Genomic DNA, 20,985 nt, shown 5'->3' with positions numbered 1-20,985 from the left:
CTCGGTGTGCTCAGTAGGCGCCACGGTGGCCGAGGACCGCGCGGACGGTGCGCGCCAGGATGCGGAGATCCAGCCCGAGGGACCAGTTCTCGACGTACTTGAGGTCGAGGCGCACCGATTCGGCCCAGCTGAGGTCGGAGCGTCCCGACACCTGCCACAGACCGGTCACGCCGGGCTTGACGACGAGACGCCGGCGCGGGTCGACGTCGTAGCGCGCGACCTCGCACGGCAGGGCCGGACGGGGACCCACGAGCGACATGTCGCCGCGCACGACGTTCCACAGCTGCGGGAGCTCGTCGAGGGAGTAGCGGCGCAGCCGGGCGCCCAGGGGCGTGATGCGGGGGTCTGCGCGGATCTTGAACAGCACGCCGTCGTGCTCGTTGACCTCGGTGAGCGCCTCGCGCGCGGTCTCCGCGTCGACGCCCATCGAGCGGAGCTTGAGCATCGTGAACGGCACGCCGTCGCGGCCGATGCGCTCCTGGCGGAACAGCGCGGGGCCGGGGGACTCCCGCCGGATCGCGATGCAGAGCGCGGCGAGCAGCGGTGCGGCGACGACGAGCGCGACGAGTGCGACGATGCGTTCGACGAGGTCCTTGAGCAGGCGCCGCGGACCGTCGAGCACGGGGTCCGTGACGTGCAGGACGTCGATCCCCGCCGTGGACACCACACGGGTCCGCTGGGGCTCGACGTCGAGGAGACCGGTGCCGAGGTAGAGCTCGGCACCCACGCCGGCGAGCGACCAGTGCAGCCGCCGCACCTCGACGTGGGGGAGGCGGGCGCCCGGGAGCACGACCACGGCATCGGCATCGTGGCGACTGGCGACCTCGGCGGCGTCGGCGAACCCGACGTACGTCGCCAGGTCCCCGAGGGGCACCTTGGGCGAGCGGGTCAGGCACGCTGCGACCACCTCGTGCGTGTTCGTGGTGATCAGCTCGGCCATGGCCTCGCGGACGTCGCGGGGGCGGCCTGCGAGCACCAGGCGCGGCCGGGGGCGGCGTACGACCACCAGCGCCGGCACGGTGCTGGCGACGCTGAGGATCGCCACCAGGGCACCGAGCGTGGTCAGGTCGGTCGAGGGGAGCCACGGCGACAGGGCCAGCGCGAGGACTCCGGCGCGGACGCCGGTCATCAGCACCACGCCCACGTGGGCGGCGCGGGTGCCGCCCAGGGTGCCGTGGCGGTAGTGGCCGGCGGCCAGCAGCAGCAGCGGCCAGGCGGCAGCACCCACGAGAGCGGCAGTCATGGGGAGAGCACCCACCGCCGCGGCGGTGACGCCGAGCACCAGCGCGAGGACAGCGTCGACACCGATCGTCCAGCGCGACCTCGCGCGGCGCGGGAAGGGACGTACGTCGAGCTCCGGGCCGGCGAGCACGGGCTGGGGGTCGGCCGGTGCCGGTGCCGGCACCGGTGCCGGAAGGAGCTCCCTGCCGTACTGCCGGGGTATCGAGATCGGCGTCGACCCGGCTTCGGACGTGATCTCACGGACCGTCTGCGACATGCTCACGACACACTTCCCTCGCTCCCCACCCGAGCGTGCCGCCCGGTCCTGTGAGCCTAGGAACGGTGGTCGGTCGCGGCATGCCGCAAATGAGCGAAAGCCCTGCACCGACCGGGGATTCAGAGCCGCCGGAGGAGATACCCATTCGGAGGGATGGGCTGCGAGGTCCGCTGCGGCCTACTCTTGAGGAGGTGCACCACCTGGTTCCACCTACCGTTTCCGTCCCGCTCGTGCTGTCCAGCCGCGGGGGTGACGAGCAACCCCACTGTACTCGTCCTCGGACCTGGCGAACCAGGAGAGGCGGTCGAGGTTCCCCCACCTCGACCGCCGTCGCCCGCCCCGCTTCCGCCTCTCAGGCGTGCGGGGCCGGCAGCGCGGTCTCGTCGGCAGCCCGGCGCTGGCCGGGCACCGTCGGGGTGGCGCCGAAGAAGGATCGGTGCCACGTCTCGAGCGCCAGCAACGTCCAAAGCCGTCCGTCCAGCCGGGCCCCGTGCTCGTGGCGCGTGATGAGCTCACGGACCGCGGTGCGGTCGAGCACCTGGGGGACCCACGAGCCCTCGCCGAGGAGGCGATCGCGGGCGACGTCGCGCAGGTGACCGCCGAACCAGTGGTCCAGGGCGACCGGTGTCGGCGGCCCGACCGGGCCCAGGAGCTCCTCGGGGAGCAGCGGACGCGCGGCCTCGCGCAGGACCCACTGGCCCGTCCCGCCCCGGGACTTGACCGCGGCGGGCAGGCGCAGGGCGAGCTCCACGAGGCGATGGTCGAGGAGCGCGGGACGCTGCTGGAGCATGGCCGCGGTCGCCCAGCGGTCCGCACCCTCGAGCACGTGGTCGGACAGCCGGTGACGCAGCTCCTCACGCAGGGCCCGGTCGGTCGCGTCGACCCCCAGCGCGGGGCTCGAACGCCGCGCCGCCGGCGCGGACGCCCCGAGCAGCCGCTCACGCTCGGTCACCGAGAACGACGAGCCGACCCGCTCGGAGGCGCCCGGCAGACGAGTACGCCAGCGTGCTCGTCGGTGCTCGGCACGCCCGCCGAAGAGCTCGTCGCCGCCGGCGTGGGTGAGCAGTGCGGCGACGTGCGGACGGGCGGCTCGTCCCAGGTGGAAGGCGGCGACGTCGGCCGGGTGCTGCAGGGGGCTGTCGTGGTGCCAGGTGAGCCGGCCCCAGTGATCGGCGAAGTCGGCCGGGGTCAGTGTCACCTCGTGGTGCCGTGTGCCGATCAGGGCCGCGAGCCGCCGTGCCCGGTCGCCCCCGTCCGACCCGGCGCCGGCAGCCAGCACCGCGAAGGTGTGGGCCGGCGGGCCGCTGCGCAGCTGCTGGACGTGGGCCGCGACGAGGTGGCTGGCGAGGTCGTCGGTGAGCTGCACGCCGAGGGGGCCGTCGACCAACGACAGCCGTACGGCCTCGCGCACGCCGTCCGTCACCGCCTCGACGGCGTCGGCGGCACTCCACGCGTCGGACGGGTCGCACTCCGGCGGGTCCCAGTAGTGCACGTCCTCGAGGTGGCCTCCCGGCATGATCGCGACCCGGTGTGCAGGTCGTACCTTCTTGACGCCCTCGAAGAGGGTGTCCGGCGCCGGCACCACGCGGTCGGTGAGGTAGTCGTGGAGGCTGCGGAGGTCGACCTCGGGCGCGGGTCCGACGGCCAGCACGGTCTTGGCCTCCGAGCCGAAGGCGATCCCACCCGGCAGGTGGCGGTAGTGGAGCGGCACCACGCCGTAGCGGTCCCGGACGAGGTGGGTCGTGTCGGTGTGCAGGTCGTGCGCGACGAGCGCGAAGTGGCCGCGGAGGCGCTCGACGAACGAGATCCCGTCGAGGGAGAGGCCGGCCACCACCACCTCGACGTCGTCGTCGGAGCGGAACGGGTAGTCCAGGTGCATGCGCAGGCCCGCGCCGTTGTGGACCACGCCGTCGACCACGACCACCCAGCGGCCGTCCGCGGAGTGCAGCGGCTGGGTGATCGTGCCGGGCCCGATCGGCTCCATCCGGGTGTGGGCCAGCCCGATGTCAGGACCGGTCCACCCCGACGTGGCGGACGGTCCACGATGGCGCAGGCTGGCGGCGATCCGGTGCAGGTCGTCCTCGATGACGGCGCCGCCGCGGAACACGCGCACCCCGCCGACGCCGCTCATGTGCCCTGCCTCCACCCGACCTGGTTGGCCATCCCGACCGCGGCGAGCTGTGAGGACACCTCCAGCTTGTTGAGGATCGACTTGACCTGCGTGCGGACCGTGGCCTCGGACACGACGCTCCCCTGGGAGATCGCGCGCACCGTACGGCCCTCGATCAACGCACCGAGGACCTCGCGCTCGCGCGGCGTCAGGAGGTCGAGTCGACGACGCAGGTCGTCGATCGTGCGACGATCGCGCGCCCACGCCTCCAGCAGGGACTCCAGCTCCTCGCGGCTGATCACCGGAAGGCCCTGGTGCAGGCGTCGCACGGTGGCGAGGGCGTGCTGCAGCGCACCGCTCTTCGGCAGCACCCGACGCGCGCCGAGTCGCATGCACCCACCCCACCGCCCGAGCTCATCGGACGCGGTGAGGATCACGACGTTGATCCCCGCCTTGGCCAGAGGTGCGATGAGGTTCGCCCCGTCGCCGAAGCGGCCGAGGTCGAGGTCGAGCAGCACGGTGCGGGGGTTGGCGCGCAGCGCGAGCGAGCGGACGGTGGCCATCGACCCGCCCTCGGCGGGCAGCTCGAGGCGGCGTACGTCGTAGCCCTCCAGCGACAGCGCGAGCTCCAGCGACTCCGCGAACAGCACGTGGTCGTCGATGATGAGGACGCGGTGGTCGGACCTAGAAGCTCCTTGCATGGCTGACCTCCAGGGCCCGCTCGACGGCGAGGTCGACGTCGTCGAGGGGTGGGCGCACCGCCGGCAGCGTGATCACGAAGGACGAACCGGGCCCGCGGTGCTCGGCGAGCCGGAGCGAACCCCCGTCCTCGGCGACGAGGCGCTGTGCCAGGTGCAGCCCGATGCCTTCCCCGGGCGAATCCGCGCCGTGCCTGCCCCACTCGAAGATGTGGGCGCGCTGGTCCTCCGGGATGCCGGTGCCCTCGTCGCTGACGAGGATGTCCACGGTGTCGTCGTGTCGGACGACGTCCACCCGGCTGTGGTCCACGCCGCCGTGCGTGGAGGCGTTGTCGACGAGGATGTTGAGCACCTCGGCCAGCGCGTCGTAGCGGGCCAGGACGACGTCCCCGCTCCCGTGGACCTCGATGTCGCGGCCCTTCAGGCGCTGGAGCTCGAGGATGGGCTCGAGGGCCGCATCGAGGTCGAGCGCGGTGGCCTCGCCGTTCTTCCCGGAGAGCAGACGATCCATCCGGTCCAGCTCGCGACGCACCGACTCGAGGAGTCGCTGGCGCGTCTCCGTCGGCACGTCCGGGTTGTCGAGCATCGCCGAGCCCGAGACCAGGCCCGCGATCGTGCTGCGCAGCTCGTGCATCCGCTCACGGTGCTCACGAGACGTGCTCGGGACTTCCTCCGAGGCGGCTCGGGCACGTTGCCGGTCCTGCTCGATGGTCGCGCGGACGCTCGACCAGGCCATCGCGAGCCAGGCGGCGCCGACCCCGGCCCGCGCGGCGTGGACCACGGCGTCCCACCCGCCCGCAGCGGGGGTGAGTGCCGTCGAGGCGAGCCCGGCGGCGACGACGCCCACGCTGAGCACGAGCAGCAGCTCCATCCGGGCCGGCAGTCGCGCCTCGCGCAGCACTAGCGCGACGGCGGCGACGTGCGTGAGGACGAGCACGGCCATGACGACGAGCACCGGTCGCGGCGTCGGCGTGGCCATCGGCAGCTGGAGGAGCAGGTAGGCCGAGGCCATCAACCCCAGGCCCAGCGCCAGTCCGCATCCCTCGTCACGATCGTGAGCCATGCGGCGCCGACCCACGAGGGGCAGCACCACCGCGACCAGCCCGGCGACCGCGGTTGCGAGCAGCAGGGCGAAGGCCGCTGTGCTGCGCGGCGGTGGCGCCGCGAGCGCCACCAGGGTCACGGTCAGGGACTGGCAGGCGATGAGCCCGCCGGTGGCCAACCGCCAGCCCGCCCACGTGCCCGAGTGCCGGCGCCAGTTGACGAACGAGGCGAATGCAGCGCCGCCGACGAAGACTCCTCCCACGAAGCCGCCGCCGAGCGACGGCAGCACGCCCAGGTCGGACGCGTCGCGCACGACGGGCGTCAGACCAGACCCCACGCTGATGAGCACTCCGAAGAGCGCCAGGCCCAGCAGGCCCGATGTTGCTCGGTGCCCCCGCACCTCTTTGCTGAAGACAAGCATCCCTCTGAAACCCCCAGTGCTGTGTTGCATGAACGCCATCGGCCCCCAGGCCATGACGTGCCTGCCGTTCTCGTTCGTTCCCCGATGACGCCGACCGAGCAGGTCTCCCAGGTGCACCTTCCGACCGCGGCGCCCGGGGTGTCCACCCCGCAGTGCGGCGTACCGATTTTTTGGTAGGTGCGGTCTGGTCCGGACCTTCTAGTCGTTCATCAAAAATGGTCAAGGACGTCCGCAGACCGAGGTCAGTGCGGCGGTAGCGCCGGACAAGATGTCGCCACGGCGCGCGTCCGGAGCGCGGCGAGCCGCGGCCGCACCCGCGGAGGCTCAATCCCCCTCGAGCGTCCCACCACGACCAGGCAGGCACACCCATGAGGACTCGGCCCTACGTGCTCCCTCCCCAATTCGGTGCACATTCCCCGGAGGCTGGACATCCCCCCGCGCCACGCCCGGCAGGCTCGGTCCTCCAGGACGCACGAGGAGTGTCGATGAGTGGTGCGGGAGGCGTGTGCGTCGTGTCGCCGCACCTGCTGGTGGCGCAGGCCGTGGCTGCCGCGCTCGAGTCCGTCGGCACCGCCGCGGACGCGCGGCAGTGGGACGACCTGGTCCCTCGGGGAGCCCGAGCGACGGCTCCCGAGGCCATGCCAGACCTGCTGGTGGTCGTGACGAACGGTCTTGACAACTCGGCGGTGTTGGGTGTGGTGGAGGACCTGTTGGTCACCACCGACGTCCGCGTGCTCGTCATCACGTCGGAGGAGGGTGCTGTCCGGTGGGGTGGCGTCCTCGATCGCGAAGCCCTGGACGTGATGACCTCCGCCACCTCGGTGGCCGAGCTCGCCCGGGCGGCGGCGACCCTCGCCGCCGGCGGCACGGTCATGGACCCCGACCAACGACGGGCCCTGCGAGCCGCGTGGGCGAGGAGCGTCGACCGGCGCCGCGAGCTCGAGATCCGCCTCGCGAGCCTGTCCCCGCAGCAGCACCGCGTCCTCGAGCTCCTCGCGTCCGGTCGCCGCGTCTCCGAGGTCGGGGCCGAGCTCGGGGTGTCCAGCGGAACGGTGCGCAGCCACGTGAAGTCGCTGCGCGCCCGGCTCGGCGTGCGCACCCAGCTCAAGGCGGTCGCGATCTACCAGCAGGTCCACGGTGGCGGCGTCCCGGTCCCCACGGTGCCGCGACCCCGCCGTGGGACCGGCGCGCTCCGCCCCGGAGCGACGAGGTTCGAGGTGTCGGAGGCCGATCCCGGCCTGCACCGCGTGAGCCCCGCCGCCCGCGGATAGGGTTCACCCATGATCGATCCCACCACGCTCGACGACCACGCCTTCGCCGTCTGGGCGGCCGAGCGAGCCGGCGCCGTGCTGCTCGACGTACGAGCCGGGGCGGCTGCGGACGGCCTGGAGGGCAAGGCCCTCAAGGACGCCGGCGACGCCGCCGCGCAGGCCGAGCTCGACCGCCTCCTCACCGCGCACCGTCCCGACGACGCGGTGCTGTCGGAGGAGGCTGCCGACGACAAGTCGCGGCTCACGGCCCCGCGGGTCTGGATCATCGACCCCCTCGACGGCACCCGTGAGTTCTCCGAGCCCCCGCGCGACGACTGGGCCGTCCACGTCGCGCTGTGGGCCGACGGCGACCTCGTCGCCGGGGCCGTCGCACAGCCGGCGCTCGGGGAGACCTTCAGCACCGGCCGTCCCAGCGTGGTGCCGCCGCGCACGTCGCAGCGCCCGCGCATCGCGGTCTCGCGCAGCCGCCCGCCGGCCTTCGTGGAGGCGCTGGCCGCCGAGCTGGACGCCGAGCTGGTCCCGATGGGCAGCGCCGGGGTGAAGGTGATGAGCGTGGTGCGCGACGTCGCCGACGCCTACGTCCACGCCGGTGGGCAGTACCAGTGGGACAACGCCGCACCGGTCGCGGTCGCCCGCGCCGCCGGCCTCCACTGCAGCCGGGTCGACGGCTCCCCGCTGGTCTACAACGCGGACGACACGTCGCTGCCCGACCTCATCGTGTGCCGCCCCGAGCTGGCCGAGCAGATCGTCGACTTCGTCCGCCGCAACGGCACGCAGTAGACGCCCGGGCTCTCAGTGCACGAGCTTGAGGCCCACGATGCACGCCACGAGCCCGGTCAGCAGCAGCGCCTTGACGACCGAGAACGACTCGGTGCCGGTGGCCATCGCGACCACCACCGTCAGCACGGCGCCGATCCCGACCCACACGGCGTACGACGTGCCGACCGGGAGCGTGCGCATGGCGTAGCCCAGGCCACCCATGCTCAGGACCAGCGCCACCAGGAAGGTGGCGGTCGGCACCGGACGGGTGAGGCCCTCGGAGCGACCGAGCGCGGTGGCCCACACCGCCTCCAGGACGCCTGAGAGCACGAGCACGAACCACGACATGGCCATCGTCAGTCGCCGCTGTCCTCCCTCCGGCTCCCTCGTCCGGTCGCCCACGTCGCGGGGCAGGGTCGACGGTGTCACGCGGGTGGGTCCCGGGCAACTCGGGGAGAAACCGCTTGCGGGGCGCCGTACGCCTTGCGAGCGTGGCGCCATGACCTCCTTCGTCGCCCACACCACCGTCGACTGCCACCACGCCTACGAGCTCTCCGAGTGGTGGAAGCAGGTGCTCGGCTACGTCGACGTCGAGGGGGACGCCAACGAGCCGGGGCACGAGGAGTGCATGGTCGTGGACCCGGGGACCGGCCACGCGATCCTGTTCATCGAGGTGCCGGACGCCGACCTGCCGGCCAAGAGGATCCACTTCGACGTACGCCCACGCGCCGGCACCCGCGACGAGGAGGTCGAGCGGGTGCGCGCCCTCGGCGCGGTGCAGCTGGACGACCAGCGCGACGTCCACGGGCCCGGCACCGGGTGGGTGGTCTTCGCCGACCCGGAGGGCAACCAGTTCTGCGTGCTGCGCTCGCAGGGGGAGATCGACGCGGCTGCGGCCGCGGCCACCACCACCTGAGGGATCAGAAGACGCTGGTCTCGTAGCCGAAGGCGGCGCCGCGGAAGCGCTTGTCGCCGCGCACGCTGATGATCCAGTACCACGTGCCGCTGCGCTGGGGGAGCCGGAACGAGTAGCGCCCGCGGCGGTCGGTGCGCACGACGCGGACCAGCTCGTAGCCCGTCTCCTGGTCGCGGCTGGCCCGGATGCGCACCGGCTTCCTGCGGTAGCGGGGCGTCACACGGCCCTCGAGGACGAAGCCGGCCGACGGGTGGGTGATGCGGCGCTTGACCGCGACGGTGAACGGGGCGGACTCGCTCGAGGCGTAGCGGTCGCCCTTGACGGTGTCGCTCTCGGTGCCGCCGCCGTAGACGACCTTGTAGGTGGTCGTCATCCGGGGGGCCACGTCGAGGAAGTCGGCGCCGGGGGAGGAGTTGGTGGCCACCGCGACCCAGTCCGCCGTGCCGGCGCGGCGGGCGTAGAGGGTGGAGGTGCCGACCACCGGCGAGGACCCGGTCGCGCTGTCGACCTCGAGGCCGATGTCGACCTGCTCGCCGAACTCGACGAGGTCCGCGCTCGGCTCCGCCGTCGTGGTCGTGGACCAGGTCTCGCGTGCCTCGGCGGGCGCGGCGAGGGCCAGCGGGGTGGCGCCGAGCAGGCTGGCGGCGACGACGCCGGTGACGAGACGACTGGTGCGCATGGGGTGATCCTCTCCCGGAGCGGGAGAGAAGTCGACCGGGCACCCGGTCGTCGGTGACGACCCGGTGCCCGGCCGGCTCAGTAGTGGAGCAGCGACCCGCTGGTGGTCAGCGGACCGTGACGCGCGGGGCCGCGGAGCGGTAGCGGATGGTCGAGCCCTCGAACGAGGCGGTCGCGAACTCGGCGTTGCCCTTGGCCAGGAAGCGCCAGTAGGTGCGCTTCCGGGTCGCGGGCAGCGTCGTCTGGAACTGGCTCTTCTTGTTGGTCTTGAGGGTGCGGAACTTCTTCCACTTCTTCCCGACCTTCTTCTGGATCAGGATCTTCTTCTTCTTGTAGTCCGGCGAGATCTTGCCCTTGACGAAGGTGCCGCGCGGGTTCTTGATCGTCATCTTGCGGGCGGTCGAGATCGCGAACTCGGGCGACTCGCTCGGCAGGTAGACGTCGCCGGTGCCGTCGGTGCCGCCCGGGTAGAGGACCTTGTAGGTCGCGTTGGCGACGGCGGTGAGGTCGGTGAAGTAGAGGTAGCTGACGCCCTCGTCGCTCGACACGGCCTCCCACGTCTCCGAGCCGCCGCGCTTCATGTAGAGCGTGGCGGCACCCGGCGCGTAGGCGTTGTTCGGGTCGTTGGTGGTGACGGCGGCGTCGAAGAAGATCCGGTCGCCGTAGGTGTACTCGACCTGGGTCGAGCTGAGCGAGGTCGCGGTGACGACCGTGACGGCGGCCTGGGCCGGAGCCGAGATCGCGATGGGCGTGATGCCGAGCAGGCCGGCGGTGACCGTGCCGGCCACGAGACGAGTGATGCGCATGTCCCCGTTGTTTCCCTTCAAGGTGGACGTTCGATGTCGTCCGACGCTCGGGCGCCGGACGCTGTGTGCCTGCTACCCCCGTGACGCGTGGGACAAACCCCCTGATCGAGGCCGTCGGTTCCCCTTGTTCCCCCGCGCACCCGTGTCGGGCAGCCCCCGTAGACTTTCACCCTCCCCCCACCCGCTCGTCCGTGGGGCTCTCACGCGCGCTCTCGAAGGGATCCCGGTGCCGTCCACGCCCCTGCTCGCCGTCGCCCGGCGGCTCATCGCCGCCCCCACCCTGGGTGGCGCTCTGGCCGACGCCGCGGTGCTGCCCGCCCTCGACCTCACCGGCCCCACCGCCGTGCGCCCCTACGTCGTCCACGGCCTGGTCGAGCGCGGCCGGACGGTCCTCGCGGTCACCGCCACCTCGCGCGAGGCCGAGGACCTGGTCGAGGAGCTGGGCGACCTCGTCGACCCCGACTCGGTGGCCTACTACCCCAGCTGGGAGACGCTCCCGCACGAGCGGCTGAGCCCGCGCAGCGACACCGTCGGGCGGCGCCTGGCGGTGCTGCGGCGGCTGCGCCACCCCGGCACCGACGCCGCCAACGGTCCGCTGAAGGTCGTCGTCGCGCCGATCCGCAGCCTGCTCCAGCCGCAGGTCCCCGGCCTGGCCGACATCGAGCCGGTCGAGCTGGCCCCGGGCGAGGCCCGGGCCATGGAGGACGTGGTCCGCGGCCTGGCCGAGGCGGCGTACACCCGCGTCGACATGGTCGAGCGGCGCGGCGAGTTCGCGGTGCGCGGCGGCATCGTCGACGTCTTCCCGCCGACCGAGGAGCACCCGCTCCGCGTGGAGTTCTGGGGCGACGACGTCGAGGAGATCCGCGCCTTCTCCGTCGCCGACCAGCGCACCCTGGAGACGGTGCCGCGGCTCTGGGCCCCGCCGTGCCGTGAGCTGCTGCTCACCGACGACGTACGCCGCCGCGCCGCCGAGCTCGGCCGGGCGCACCCGCAGCTGCTGGAGCTCACCGACAAGATGGCCGCCGGCATCGCGGTCGAGGGCATGGAGTCGCTCGCCCCGGTCCTGGTCGAGGGGATGGAGCTCCTCGTCGACCTCATGCCCGCCGGCACCACCGTGCTGGTGCTCGACCCCGAGCGTGCCCGCAGCCGCGCGCACGACCTGGTCGCGACGAGCGAAGAGTTCCTCGGTGCGTCGTGGGCCGCGGCGGCCGGTGGCGGCACCGCGCCGATCGACCTCGGCGCCGCGTCCTACCGCGAGATCGCCGACGTGCGCCAGCACGCCCTCGGACTGGGCCACGCGTGGTGGGCGGTGAGTCCCTTTGGAATCGGGCACAGCGGAATCGAGGCAGAGGACGACGCCGGCTCGCTCACGCTGCCGATCAACGGCGCCGAGGCCTACCGCGGCGACCTCGAGCAGGCGATCGCCGACATCCGCGGCTGGCTCGACGAGTCGCGGGACGTCGTCGTGGTCCACGCAGGCCACGGTCCCGCGCAGCGCTTCGTCGAGCTGCTCGGTGAGCACGACATCGCCGCCCGGCTGGTCGAGGAGGGCGACACCGCAGGCCCCGGCGTCGTCACGGTGACCTGCGGCCACGTCGTGCACGGCCTCGTCGACGACGAGGCACGCGTCTCAGTGGTGACCGGGGACGACCTGTCGGGCCAGAAGACCTCGACGCGCGACATGCGCCGGATGCCGACGCGGCGCAAGAAGCAGATCGACCCGCTCGAGCTCAAGGCCGGCGACTACGTCGTCCACGAGCAGCACGGCGTGGGTCGGTTCGTGGAGATGAAGCAGCGCGAGATCGGCGGCGCGGTGCGCGAGTACCTCGTCCTCGAGTACGGCCCCAGCAAGCGCGGCGGCCCCAACGACATGCTCTACGTCCCGGCCGACACCCTCGACCAGGTCACCCGCTACGTCGGCGGCGAGAACCCCAGCCTCGACCGCCTCGGTGGCGGCGACTGGACCAAGCGCAAGAACAAGGCGCGCCGCGCGGTCCGCGAGATCGCGGCCGAACTCATCAAGCTCTACGCCGCCCGCCAGGCCACCAAGGGCCACGCCTACGGGCCGGACACCCCGTGGCAGCGCGAGCTCGAGGACGCCTTCCCCTTCACCGAGACCGTCGACCAGCTCACCACCGTCGACGAGGTCAAGGCCGACATGCGCCAGGTCGTCCCGATGGACCGGCTGGTCTGCGGCGACGTCGGCTACGGCAAGACCGAGATCGCGGTCCGCGCGGCCTTCAAGGCGGTGCAGGACGGCAAGCAGGTGGCCCTGCTGGTGCCGACGACGCTGCTCGTCACGCAGCACATGTCGACCTTCGCCGAGCGGATGTCGGGCTTCCCGGTCGTCATCAAGGGCCTCTCGCGGTTCCAGACCGACAAGGAGGCCAAGGAGGTCATCGCCGGACTCGAGGACGGCTCGGTCGACATCGTCGTCGGCACCCACCGCCTGCTCAACCCCGACATCAAGATGAAGGACCTCGGCCTCATCATCGTCGACGAGGAGCAGCGCTTCGGTGTCGAGCACAAGGAGCAGATGAAGCGGATGCGCACCTCCGTCGACGTGCTGTCGATGAGTGCGACGCCGATCCCGCGCACCCTGGAGATGGCGGTCACCGGCATCCGGGAGATGTCGACGATCACCACGCCGCCGGAGGAGCGGCACCCCGTGCTGACCTACGTCGGCGCCTACGAGGACCGCCAGGTCGTCGCAGCCGTACGCCGTGAGCTGCTGCGCGAGGGCCAGGTCTTCTACATCCACAACCGGGTCCAGTCGATCGAGAAGGCCGCCGCGCGGATCCGCGAGCTGGTCCCCGAGGCCCGCGTGGCGACCGCCCACGGACAGATGGGCGAGCACGCCCTCGAGCAGGTCATGCTCGACTTCTGGGAGAAGCGCTTCGACGTCCTGGTCTGCACGACCATCGTCGAGAGCGGCCTCGACGTGTCCAACGCCAACACGATGATCATCGAGCGCTCCGACACCCTCGGGCTCTCCCAGCTCCACCAGCTGCGCGGTCGCGTTGGCCGGTCCCGCGAGCGCGCCTACGCCTACTTCCTCTACCCCTCGGAGAAGCCGCTCACCGAGACCGCCCACGAGCGCCTCGCGACTCTGGCCCAGCACTCCGACCTCGGCGGCGGCATGGCGATCGCGATGAAGGACCTCGAGATCCGCGGCGCCGGCAACCTGCTCGGCGGCGAGCAGTCCGGTCACATCGCCGACGTCGGCTTCGACCTCTACGTCCGCCTCGTGGGCGAGGCGGTCGCCGACTTCAAGGGTGGCGGCGAGGACGACCAGCTCCAGGAGGTGCGCATCGAGCTGCCCGTCGACGCCCACCTGCCCCACGACTACATCCCGAGCGAGCGCCTGCGCCTGGAGATCTACAAGCGCCTGGCGGAGGTGCGCACCGACGCCGACGTCGACGAGGTGCGCGCCGAGCTCCTCGACCGCTACGGCAACCCGCCCCCGGTGGTGGAGTCGCTGCTGGTCGTCGCCCGCTTCCGGGCACGCTGCCGCCAGGTCGGCGTCAAGGAGGTCACGGTGGCCGGCAAGTACGTCCGGTTCGCGCCGGTCGACCTGCCCGACTCCCGCGTCGTACGCCTCCAGCGGCTGCATCCGCGCAGCATCGTCAAGGCGCCGATCAGTACGATCCTGGTGCCGCGGCCGCAGACCAGCGGCTTCCCCGTGAACCCGGTGTCCGGTGTGGCCCTGCTTGAATGGGCCCGCGGCGTGATCGACGACGTGATCGACGTGCCGGCCCCGGTGAGCGCAACGACCAAGGAGTGACCCCGTGAGCAAGTCCCGCCTGATGACGGCCGTGCCGACCTGGCTGGCCGTGGGCCTGTCCGGCGTGCTGCTGACCGGCTGCGGCAGCGCCTCCCCGGGGGTGGCGGTCAAGGTCGGCGACGCGGAGCTCACGGTCCGCGAGGTCGACGCGGCCGCTGCGAAGATGTGCACCGCGCTCGGTGACCAGTTCGCCGCCCAGAACACCGTCCTGCCGATGAGCTTCGTGCGTCAGGGCACCGTCCAGCTGATGACGCTGCGCGCGCAGGCGATGGAGATCGCCGACGAGTACGGCGTCGAGCCGGGCTCGGGCTACGCCAACGACGTGGCCCAGCGCAGCCGCACGGCCGCCACCATGCCGGAGGAGGCGCAGGACACCTACGTCGAGCTCACCTCGGCCAACGCGCTCGCCACCGATATCGTGAACCAGATCGGCGAGATCGTCCTCGCCGACCGCGGCGTCACCGAGCCGACCACTGACGAGGTCACCCAGGCCGGGGTGGACGTGTTCAACCAGTGGCCGGACGCCAACGGCATCGAGATCGACCCGCGCTACGGCCTCGAGAGCGTGGACGGCGTGCTGACCCCGATCGACACCAACACCTCCGTCGCTGTCGGCGAGACGGCGAAGGCCGGCCTGTCGACCGAGCCCGACCCCGCCTTCGCGCGCACGCTCCCGCTCACCCACCGCTGCGGCTGAGCGGACCGTCGTCGTGACGGAGGTCGACGGGCAGGACTCGCCGATGGAGGCCTTCGCGGAACAGATGCGCCTCCTGCGGCGGGAGTGCGCCTGGAAGCGCGAGCAGACCCACACCTCGCTCGTCCCCTTTGTCCGCGAGGAGGCCGAGGAGGTGGTCGAGGCCATCGAGTCCGGTGACCCCGCGGCGCTGTGCGACGAGCTCGGCGACCTGCTCCTGCAGGTGGTCATCCACGCGGTGATCGCCGAGGAGGCGGGTCACTTCACGCTCGACGACGTGGCCCGCGGGGTCATCGCGAAGATGGAGCGCCGCAACCCGCACGTGTTCGGCGACGCGGTCGCGGTCGACGCGGCCGAGGTGCTGACGCTGTGGAACGCGGCCAAGGCCGCGGAGAAGGCGGAGAAGGCAGCGGCGGCCGAGAAGGCAGCGCACGCCCGGGAGCCCGGAGAGGTTTGAGTCGCGGGCCGGAGCGGTAGGTGCCCTGCATGAGTCGACTCGCCACTGCCCGACGCCGTCCTGCCCTCGCCCTCGGGCTGCTCGCGCTCGTCGCGTCAGCGCTCGCCGGCGCGGCCACCGCCACGCCGGCCGAGGCACGGGAGCGGTCGGGGGAGCGGTCCGGTGCCGCGGCGCCGGCGCGACCGCTGCTCTCCGAGGTGGCCATCACCGCCCGCGCGAGCGGCGAGCGGGCAGGTCTGTCGGGGCGCCACCAGCTCGTGGAGCTCGACACCGACGCGCTGCCGCGGGTGGCCGACGGGCAGCGCCTCGCCCTCCCGGGGACGTCGGGCAGCACCGTCGTACGCATCGGCGACGTCGCGAGCGCGCCGGGCTTCACCGCCTGGAGCGGACGGGTGCCCGGCGAGGACCTCGCCTCGTTCACGCTGGTCGAGGTCGACGGCACCTTCCGTGGCTCGCTCGTCTCGCCCGACGGGCTGTGGTCGCTCACCGGCGCGGGCGGCGGGCGCTACTGGTGGACCGAGCTGGCGGACCGCGAGGGCCTCGACGGCGACGACTCCGCGGGCGTCGTCGCGCGTACGCGTACGGCTGGGGTCGCCCCGCGCGCCGGCGCTGGCGCAGGCACGGCCGAGCGGCGTGCGCGGCGGGTGAGGATCGGCGTGATGTTCGGCTACACCGCCGGCGCCAAGGCCGAGGCCGGGAGCAAGGAGGCGCTGAAGGCGGCCGCCGTCCTCGTGGTCGCGCAGACCAACGAGGCGCTGTCGAACTCCGGGATCAAGGCGAGTGTCCGCTACCGCGGCCTGGTCAAGGCCCGCGGCAAGGAGAGCAAGGACGCGGTCAAGGACGCCTTCCGCGTCGGCCGCCCGCGCGACGGCCACTTCGACAACCTGCAGCGGGTGCGTCGCAAGAAGGGCGGCGACATCGTCCACCTCCTCACCACCGGCCCGACCACCGGGATCTGCGGCGGGGGCCTCATCCCGCTCACCCCGCGCCAGGCCTCGCCGCTCGCCGGCGCCTCGGTGACCCGCGTGGGGTGCCTGCCCTACCTCGTGGCCACCCACGAGATCGGCCACAACCTCGGCGCCGACCACTTCTCCTACCCCGGCGTCACGCGTGCCTCGCGCGTCCCCTACGCCCGTGGCTTCGCCAACCCGGCCGGCAACTACATCTCGGTGATGGGCTACTACGACCCGTGCGTCGACGCGGGCAACTACTCGTGCGTGCGGATCCCGTGGTTCTCCAGCCCCACCAACACCTACGGCGGCCAGCCGCTGGCCGACAACGACAACACCGACAACACCCGGGTGATCAAGCAGACCGCACCGCGGGTCGCGCGCTACGTGCGCTGACCCGGACACCCCACGACGCCGGGCGCCGACGTGGCTAGGCTGACGGCTGTCCCACGACGTCCCTCATCAGGAGCTCTCCCATGTCGATCATCGCTGCCGTAGGCGCCCGCGAGATTCTCGATTCGCGCGGCAACCCCACCGTCGAGGTGGAGGTGCTCCTCGAGGACGGCGCGTTCGGTCGCGCGGCGGTGCCCAGCGGTGCCTCCACCGGTGCCTTCGAGGCCGTCGAGCTGCGCGACGGTGGCAAGCGCTACCTCGGCAAGGGCGTGCAGAAGGCCGTGGACGCCGTCGGTGACACCATCGCCGGAGCCGTCGTGGGCCTCGACGCCGACGACCAGCGCCTGCTCGACCAGGTGATGCTCGACCTCGACGGCACCGACAACAAGGCCAAGCTCGGCGCCAACGCGATCCTGGGCGTCTCGCTCGCCACCGCGAAGGCCGCTGCCGAGTCCGCCGGACTGCCGCTCTTCCGCTACGTCGGCGGGCCCAACGCCCACCTGCTGCCGGTGCCGATGATGAACATCCTCAACGGCGGGTCGCACGCCGACTCCAACGTCGACGTCCAGGAGTTCATGATCGCGCCGATCGGCGCCCCGACCTTCCGCGAGGCGCTCCAGCAGGGCGCCGAGGTCTACCACGCGCTCAAGTCGGTGCTGAAGAAGAAGGGCCTGTCCACCGGCCTCGGCGACGAGGGCGGCTTCGCGCCGAACCTCGAGAGCAACCGCGCCGCGCTCGACCTGATCGCCGAGGCCGTCAAGGCCGCCGGCTTCACGCTCGGCAAGGACATCGCGCTCGCCATGGACGTCGCGGCCAGCGAGTTCCACGACAAGGGCAGCTACACCTTCGAGGGCAAGAAGCTGACGAGCGACGACATGGTCGCCTACTACACCGAGCTCGTCGCGGCCTACCCGATCGTCTCCATCGAGGACCCGCTCGACGAGGAGGACTGGGACGGCTGGAAGGCCATCACCGACGGCCTCGGCGCGAAGACCCAGATCGTGGGCGACGACCTGTTCGTCACCAACGTCGAGCGCCTCCAGCGCGGCATCGACGGCGGCCAGGCCAACGCCATGCTGGTCAAGGTCAACCAGATCGGCTCGCTCACCGAGACCCTCGACGCCGTCGAGCTCGCCCACCGCGCCGGCTTCCGCAACATGATGAGCCACCGCTCCGGCGAGACCGAGGACACCACCATCGCCGACCTCGCGGTCGCCACCAACTGCGGCCAGATCAAGACCGGCGCGCCGGCGCGCTCGGACCGCGTGGCGAAGTACAACCAGCTCCTCCGCATCGAGGACGAGCTCGGTGACGCAGCTCGCTACGCCGGTCGGGGTGCCTTCCCGCGATTCGGGGCCTGAGCAGGCAGACTGGGGCGCATGCCTTCCCAGCGCCGATCTCCGCGCAACGGGCCGGGCAGTGGACCTGGCAGCTCGCACCCCGGTGCCCGCGGCTCCCGGCCGCGGACCGGGGCGCGCACGCCCGGCAGCCGTACGCCCGACCCGCGGTCCGACTCCCGGTCCGACTCCACGTCCGACTCCACGTCCATGCAGGCGCGCCCTGTCGCGGGCCCGCGTCGACCCCGGTTCACCGGGCGGGCGGCGGTGCTGGTGCTGGTGCTGGCCGTGCTCACGGTGTCCTACGCCTCGTCGCTGCGGGCCTACCTCCAGCAGCGCTCCCACATCGGTGACCTGAAGGTGCAGATCGCCGAGCGCGAGGCCAGCATCGACCAGCTCGAGCGCGAGAAGCGGCGCTGGGACGACCCGGCGTACGTCAAGGCGCAGGCCCGGGCCCGCTTCGGCTACCTGATGCCCGGCGAGTCCGGCTTCGAGGTCATCGGCGTCGACGGCAGGCCGCTCGAGGCCCAGGCGAGCCTCAACGACCCCGACGAGGTGATCCGGACCGTGCCGAAGGCCTGGTGGACCGCCGCATGGGAGTCGGTCGAGCTCGCCGGCAACCCACCCCCGCCGGACCCGGAGCCGGCCGAGCTGATCGACGGGACCCAGCAGTGACCCACAAGGACGTTCCCCCGCACGAGCCGGGCGTGGTCCACCGCGACAACCCCCGCATCGACGCCGACGACGAGGCGGCCATCCAGGCCCAGCTCAAGCGTCGGCCCCGCGGCATCGACGCGGTCGGCCACCGTTGCCCCTGCGGCAACCCCGACGTCGTCACCACCGAGCCGCGCCTGCCCGACGGCACGCCGTTCCCCACCACCTTCTACCTCACCTGCCCGCGCGCAGCCTCGCGCATCGGCACGCTCGAGGGGTCGCACGTGATGAAGGAGATGGAGGAGCGCCTCGGCGCCGACGAGGAGCTCGCAGCGGCCTATCGTGCCGCGCACGAGCGCTACCTCGAGTTCCGCGCCGAGGTCGGCGAGCGCGCTGGCCTCGACGTCCCCGAGATCGAGGGCATCTCCGCCGGCGGCATGCCCGACCGGGTCAAGTGCCTCCACGTCCTGGCCGGCCAGTCGCTGGCCATGGGCCGCGGCGTGAACCCGCTCGGCGACGAGGTGCTCGACGCCCTCGGCGAGTGGTGGTCGTCCGGGCCATGTGTCGAGCGCCCGGACTCCTCCCCGCGCTGACCGGGCACTTCGTCGCGCTGCCAGGCGCTGACCGGGCACTTCGTCGCGCTGCGGGGCGCTGACCGGGCACTTCGTTTCGCTGCCAGGCGCTGACCGGGCACTTCGTTTCGTCGGGGCGTGCCCTCCAGCGCAAGAAAGTGCCCGGTCGAGCCTTCTGTGCGCCACGAAGTGCCCGGTCGGCACAATGGGCGCATGAGCACCGTCGCGGCCATCGACTGCGGGACCAACTCGATCAAGGTGTTGATCGGCCACGTGCGCGCCGACGGCACGCTCGACGTGGTGCTGCGCGACTCCCGCGTCGTACGCCTCGGGCAGGACGTCGACCGGACCGGCGTGCTGGCCGACGAGGCGCTCGAGCGCACGTTCGCCGCGGTCGACGAGTTCGCCGCGGTGATCCGCGAGCACGGCGTGGATCCCGCCCGGGTGCGTTTCTGCGCCACGTCGGCGAGCCGCGACGCGAGCAACGCCGACGTCTTCCGCGAGGGCGTACGCCGTCGCCTCGGCGTCGAGCCCGAGGTGCTGTCGGGCGACGAGGAGGCCGCACTGGTCTTCGCCGGGGCCATCGCCGCGCAGGACCCGACGCCGGCCGAGCCGGTGCTGGTGGTCGACATCGGCGGCGGCTCGACCGAGCTGGTGCTGGGGGAGGGGAGCGCGCGGCAGTCCGTCTCGATGGACATCGGGTCGGTCCGGCTCCACGAGCGCCACCTGCACAGCGACCCGCCCACCCGGGCCGAGGTCGCCGCCTGCGTCGCCGACATCGACCGCCACCTCGACGACTGCGGCGTCGACCTCGGGCGCACCCGCACCGCCATCGGCACCTCCGGCACCATCAAGACGATCGCCTGCGGTGTCCTCGCCCTCGGCTCCTACGACCGCGACGCCTTCGACGGCGCGGTGCTGTCCAACGACCGCACGATGGCCCACGTCGACCGCCTGCTGGCGATGACGGTCGAGGAGCGCCGCGCACTTCCCTTCATGCACCCCGGCCGCGCCGACGTGATCGGCGCCGGGGCACTGATCTGGAGCCGCATCCTGGCGCGGGTGCCGGTGCCGGAGCACCTGGTCTCCGAGGCTGACATCCTGCACGGCATGGCCGCGGCCATCGGCCGATGACGCTCCCGCACCCGGTCACGGGGGAGGAGTTCGGCAGTCCCGTCTCGCCCGGCACCGGCTGGCCCGACGACCCGGCGCGGCCCCGCACCCCGGTCGCGCGCGACGCCGACGACGTACGCCGTCTCGCGCGCACCGACGACCTCGGTGAGCTCGACGCGCGGGTGAGCGTGTGCGCGGCCTGCCCGCGGCTCGTGCAGTGGCGCGAGGACGTGGCCGTCGCCAAGCGGGCGTCGTTCGCCGACCAGCCCTACTGGGGCCGGCCGATCCCGGGCTGGGGCGACCCCGACCCGTCGCTCCTGATCGTCGGCCTCGCGCCCGCCGCCAACGGCGGCAACCGGACCGGCCGCATCTTCACCGGTGATCCGAGCGCCGACTGGCTCTTCGCCAGCCTGCACCGCACCGGCTGGGCGAGCCAGCCCACGAGCGAGCACGCCGGCGACGGCCAGCGCCTCCTGGACGCCCGGATGATCGCGACCGTGCGCTGCGCCCCGCCCGAGAACAAGCCGACCGCGATCGAGCGCGACACCTGCGCCCCCTGGATCGCCGCCGAGCTGGCGCTGCTGCCGAGCGTGCGCGCGGTCGTCGCGCTCGGCTCCTTCGGCTGGGACGGAGCCGTCCGCTCATTGGTCGCGGCAGGCGCCCCCGCGCCGGAGCGGCGGCCGAAGTTCGGGCACGGGGCCGAGGTCGTGCTGGGCGCGGTGACCCTCGTCGGCTGCTACCACCCCTCCCCGCACAACACCTACACCGGACGCCTCACCCGCGAGATGACGGACGAGGTCTTCGAGCGGGCGCGGGCGCTGACAGAATGA

The 20,985-nt window shown here is 72.6% G+C and carries 19 protein-coding genes; 12 read left to right on the top strand and 7 right to left on the bottom strand.

Annotated features, from left to right (window positions below; translation table 11 throughout):
* Window positions 1–10: 10 nt before the first annotated feature.
* The 4 genes from IRX98_RS05820 to IRX98_RS05805 all read right to left on the bottom strand — a co-directional run bounded on the left by IRX98_RS05820 (window position 11) and on the right by IRX98_RS05805 (window position 5,771).
* Window positions 11–1,498 carry an exopolysaccharide biosynthesis polyprenyl glycosylphosphotransferase gene (locus IRX98_RS05820; RefSeq protein WP_224274926.1) on the bottom strand — a complete coding sequence of 496 codons (1,488 nt, stop codon included), beginning with the start codon at window positions 1,496–1,498 and terminating at the stop codon, window positions 11–13.
* Between the two features lie 352 nt (window positions 1,499–1,850).
* Window positions 1,851–3,629, bottom strand: a complete 1,779-nt coding sequence (locus IRX98_RS05815; RefSeq protein WP_224274692.1) for an asparagine synthetase B family protein — start codon at window positions 3,627–3,629, stop codon at window positions 1,851–1,853.
* Window positions 3,626–4,309, bottom strand: coding sequence for a response regulator transcription factor (locus IRX98_RS05810; protein WP_224274689.1), 684 nt, complete (start codon window positions 4,307–4,309; stop codon window positions 3,626–3,628). The genes IRX98_RS05815 and IRX98_RS05810 overlap by 4 nt, the downstream gene beginning before the upstream one ends.
* Window positions 4,293–5,771, bottom strand: coding sequence for a sensor histidine kinase (locus tag IRX98_RS05805; protein WP_224274687.1), 1,479 nt, complete (start codon window positions 5,769–5,771; stop codon window positions 4,293–4,295). Before IRX98_RS05805 ends, IRX98_RS05810 begins: the two co-directional genes overlap by 17 nt.
* Window positions 5,772–6,256: 485 nt before the next feature.
* On the opposite strand from IRX98_RS05805, the gene IRX98_RS05800 reads away from it, so the two are divergent.
* Complete coding sequence (locus IRX98_RS05800; RefSeq protein ID WP_224274685.1) at window positions 6,257–7,042, top strand: helix-turn-helix transcriptional regulator; 786 nt, start codon at window positions 6,257–6,259, stop codon at window positions 7,040–7,042.
* A 9-nt stretch (window positions 7,043–7,051) separates the two neighbouring features.
* On the top strand, window positions 7,052–7,822 hold the full coding sequence (locus IRX98_RS05795) for a 3'(2'),5'-bisphosphate nucleotidase CysQ (protein WP_224274682.1): 771 nt from the start codon (window positions 7,052–7,054) through the stop codon (window positions 7,820–7,822).
* 12 nt (window positions 7,823–7,834) lie between these two features.
* Here IRX98_RS05795 and IRX98_RS05790 read toward each other — a convergent pair whose 3' ends face one another.
* Window positions 7,835–8,230: a DMT family transporter gene (locus IRX98_RS05790; protein WP_224274680.1), complete on the bottom strand. Its 396-nt coding sequence runs from the start codon at window positions 8,228–8,230 to the stop codon at window positions 7,835–7,837.
* Between the two features lie 70 nt (window positions 8,231–8,300).
* On the opposite strand from IRX98_RS05790, the gene IRX98_RS05785 reads away from it, so the two are divergent.
* Window positions 8,301–8,717 carry a VOC family protein gene (locus IRX98_RS05785; protein ID WP_224274678.1) on the top strand — a complete coding sequence of 139 codons (417 nt, stop codon included), beginning with the start codon at window positions 8,301–8,303 and terminating at the stop codon, window positions 8,715–8,717.
* Between the two features lie 4 nt (window positions 8,718–8,721).
* On the opposite strand, the gene IRX98_RS05780 is transcribed toward IRX98_RS05785, so the two are convergent.
* Complete coding sequence (locus tag IRX98_RS05780; RefSeq protein ID WP_224274676.1) at window positions 8,722–9,396, bottom strand: hypothetical protein; 675 nt, start codon at window positions 9,394–9,396, stop codon at window positions 8,722–8,724.
* 106 nt (window positions 9,397–9,502) lie between these two features.
* Window positions 9,503–10,201, bottom strand: a complete 699-nt coding sequence (locus tag IRX98_RS05775; protein WP_224274675.1) for a hypothetical protein — start codon at window positions 10,199–10,201, stop codon at window positions 9,503–9,505.
* 226 nt (window positions 10,202–10,427) lie between these two features.
* On the opposite strand from IRX98_RS05775, the gene mfd reads away from it, so the two are divergent.
* From mfd to IRX98_RS05730, 9 genes are all read left to right on the top strand, one after another.
* Window positions 10,428–13,985, top strand: coding sequence for a transcription-repair coupling factor (gene mfd, locus IRX98_RS05770; protein WP_224274674.1), 3,558 nt, complete (start codon window positions 10,428–10,430; stop codon window positions 13,983–13,985).
* 4 nt (window positions 13,986–13,989) lie between these two features.
* On the top strand, window positions 13,990–14,682 hold the full coding sequence (locus tag IRX98_RS05765; RefSeq protein ID WP_224274673.1) for a hypothetical protein: 693 nt from the start codon (window positions 13,990–13,992) through the stop codon (window positions 14,680–14,682).
* A 13-nt stretch (window positions 14,683–14,695) separates the two neighbouring features.
* On the top strand, window positions 14,696–15,136 hold the full coding sequence (locus tag IRX98_RS05760; protein WP_224274672.1) for a MazG nucleotide pyrophosphohydrolase domain-containing protein: 441 nt from the start codon (window positions 14,696–14,698) through the stop codon (window positions 15,134–15,136).
* A gap of 29 nt (window positions 15,137–15,165) precedes the next feature.
* A complete protein-coding gene (locus tag IRX98_RS05755) occupies window positions 15,166–16,482 on the top strand; it encodes a zinc-dependent metalloprotease family protein (RefSeq protein WP_224274671.1) in 1,317 nt (438 codons plus the stop codon).
* 80 nt (window positions 16,483–16,562) lie between these two features.
* Window positions 16,563–17,840, top strand: coding sequence for a phosphopyruvate hydratase (eno, locus tag IRX98_RS05750; RefSeq protein ID WP_224274670.1), 1,278 nt, complete (start codon window positions 16,563–16,565; stop codon window positions 17,838–17,840).
* Between the two features lie 18 nt (window positions 17,841–17,858).
* Complete coding sequence (locus IRX98_RS05745) at window positions 17,859–18,491, top strand: FtsB family cell division protein (protein WP_224274668.1); 633 nt, start codon at window positions 17,859–17,861, stop codon at window positions 18,489–18,491.
* A gap of 56 nt (window positions 18,492–18,547) precedes the next feature.
* The gene (locus IRX98_RS05740) at window positions 18,548–19,063 is read left to right on the top strand and encodes a DUF501 domain-containing protein (RefSeq protein WP_224274924.1); all 516 of its coding nucleotides are present in this window, start codon (window positions 18,548–18,550) and stop codon (window positions 19,061–19,063) included.
* 192 nt (window positions 19,064–19,255) lie between these two features.
* Entirely contained in the window at window positions 19,256–20,176 is a 921-nt protein-coding gene (locus IRX98_RS05735; protein ID WP_224274665.1) for a Ppx/GppA phosphatase family protein, read from the top strand.
* Entirely contained in the window at window positions 20,173–20,985 is an 813-nt protein-coding gene (locus IRX98_RS05730) for a uracil-DNA glycosylase (protein ID WP_224274663.1), read from the top strand. The genes IRX98_RS05735 and IRX98_RS05730 overlap by 4 nt, the downstream gene beginning before the upstream one ends.

Origin of the sequence: Nocardioides lacusdianchii (assembly GCF_020102855.1) — a bacterium.
GTDB lineage: Bacteria > Actinomycetota > Actinomycetes > Propionibacteriales > Nocardioidaceae > Nocardioides > Nocardioides lacusdianchii.
This window is presented reverse-complemented; position numbering and strand designations above follow the sequence as displayed.

What these genes read in the sequence shown, in the direction of transcription:
- IRX98_RS05820 (WP_224274926.1), bottom strand. Translation starts at nt 1,498, where the DNA reads ATGTCGCAGACGGTCCGTGAGATCACGTCCGAAGCCGGGTCGACGCCG.
- IRX98_RS05815 (WP_224274692.1), bottom strand. Translation starts at nt 3,629, where the DNA reads ATGAGCGGCGTCGGCGGGGTGCGCGTGTTCCGCGGCGGCGCCGTCATC.
- IRX98_RS05810 (WP_224274689.1), bottom strand. Translation starts at nt 4,309, where the DNA reads ATGCAAGGAGCTTCTAGGTCCGACCACCGCGTCCTCATCATCGACGAC.
- IRX98_RS05805 (WP_224274687.1), bottom strand. Translation starts at nt 5,771, where the DNA reads ATGCTTGTCTTCAGCAAAGAGGTGCGGGGGCACCGAGCAACATCGGGC.
- IRX98_RS05800 (WP_224274685.1), top strand. Translation starts at nt 6,257, where the DNA reads ATGAGTGGTGCGGGAGGCGTGTGCGTCGTGTCGCCGCACCTGCTGGTG.
- IRX98_RS05795 (WP_224274682.1), top strand. Translation starts at nt 7,052, where the DNA reads ATGATCGATCCCACCACGCTCGACGACCACGCCTTCGCCGTCTGGGCG.
- IRX98_RS05785 (WP_224274678.1), top strand. Translation starts at nt 8,301, where the DNA reads ATGACCTCCTTCGTCGCCCACACCACCGTCGACTGCCACCACGCCTAC.
- IRX98_RS05780 (WP_224274676.1), bottom strand. Translation starts at nt 9,396, where the DNA reads ATGCGCACCAGTCGTCTCGTCACCGGCGTCGTCGCCGCCAGCCTGCTC.
- IRX98_RS05775 (WP_224274675.1), bottom strand. Translation starts at nt 10,201, where the DNA reads ATGCGCATCACTCGTCTCGTGGCCGGCACGGTCACCGCCGGCCTGCTC.
- IRX98_RS05755 (WP_224274671.1), top strand. Translation starts at nt 15,166, where the DNA reads ATGAGTCGACTCGCCACTGCCCGACGCCGTCCTGCCCTCGCCCTCGGG.
- eno (WP_224274670.1), top strand. Translation starts at nt 16,563, where the DNA reads ATGTCGATCATCGCTGCCGTAGGCGCCCGCGAGATTCTCGATTCGCGC.
- IRX98_RS05745 (WP_224274668.1), top strand. Translation starts at nt 17,859, where the DNA reads ATGCCTTCCCAGCGCCGATCTCCGCGCAACGGGCCGGGCAGTGGACCT.
- IRX98_RS05735 (WP_224274665.1), top strand. Translation starts at nt 19,256, where the DNA reads ATGAGCACCGTCGCGGCCATCGACTGCGGGACCAACTCGATCAAGGTG.
- IRX98_RS05730 (WP_224274663.1), top strand. Translation starts at nt 20,173, where the DNA reads ATGACGCTCCCGCACCCGGTCACGGGGGAGGAGTTCGGCAGTCCCGTC.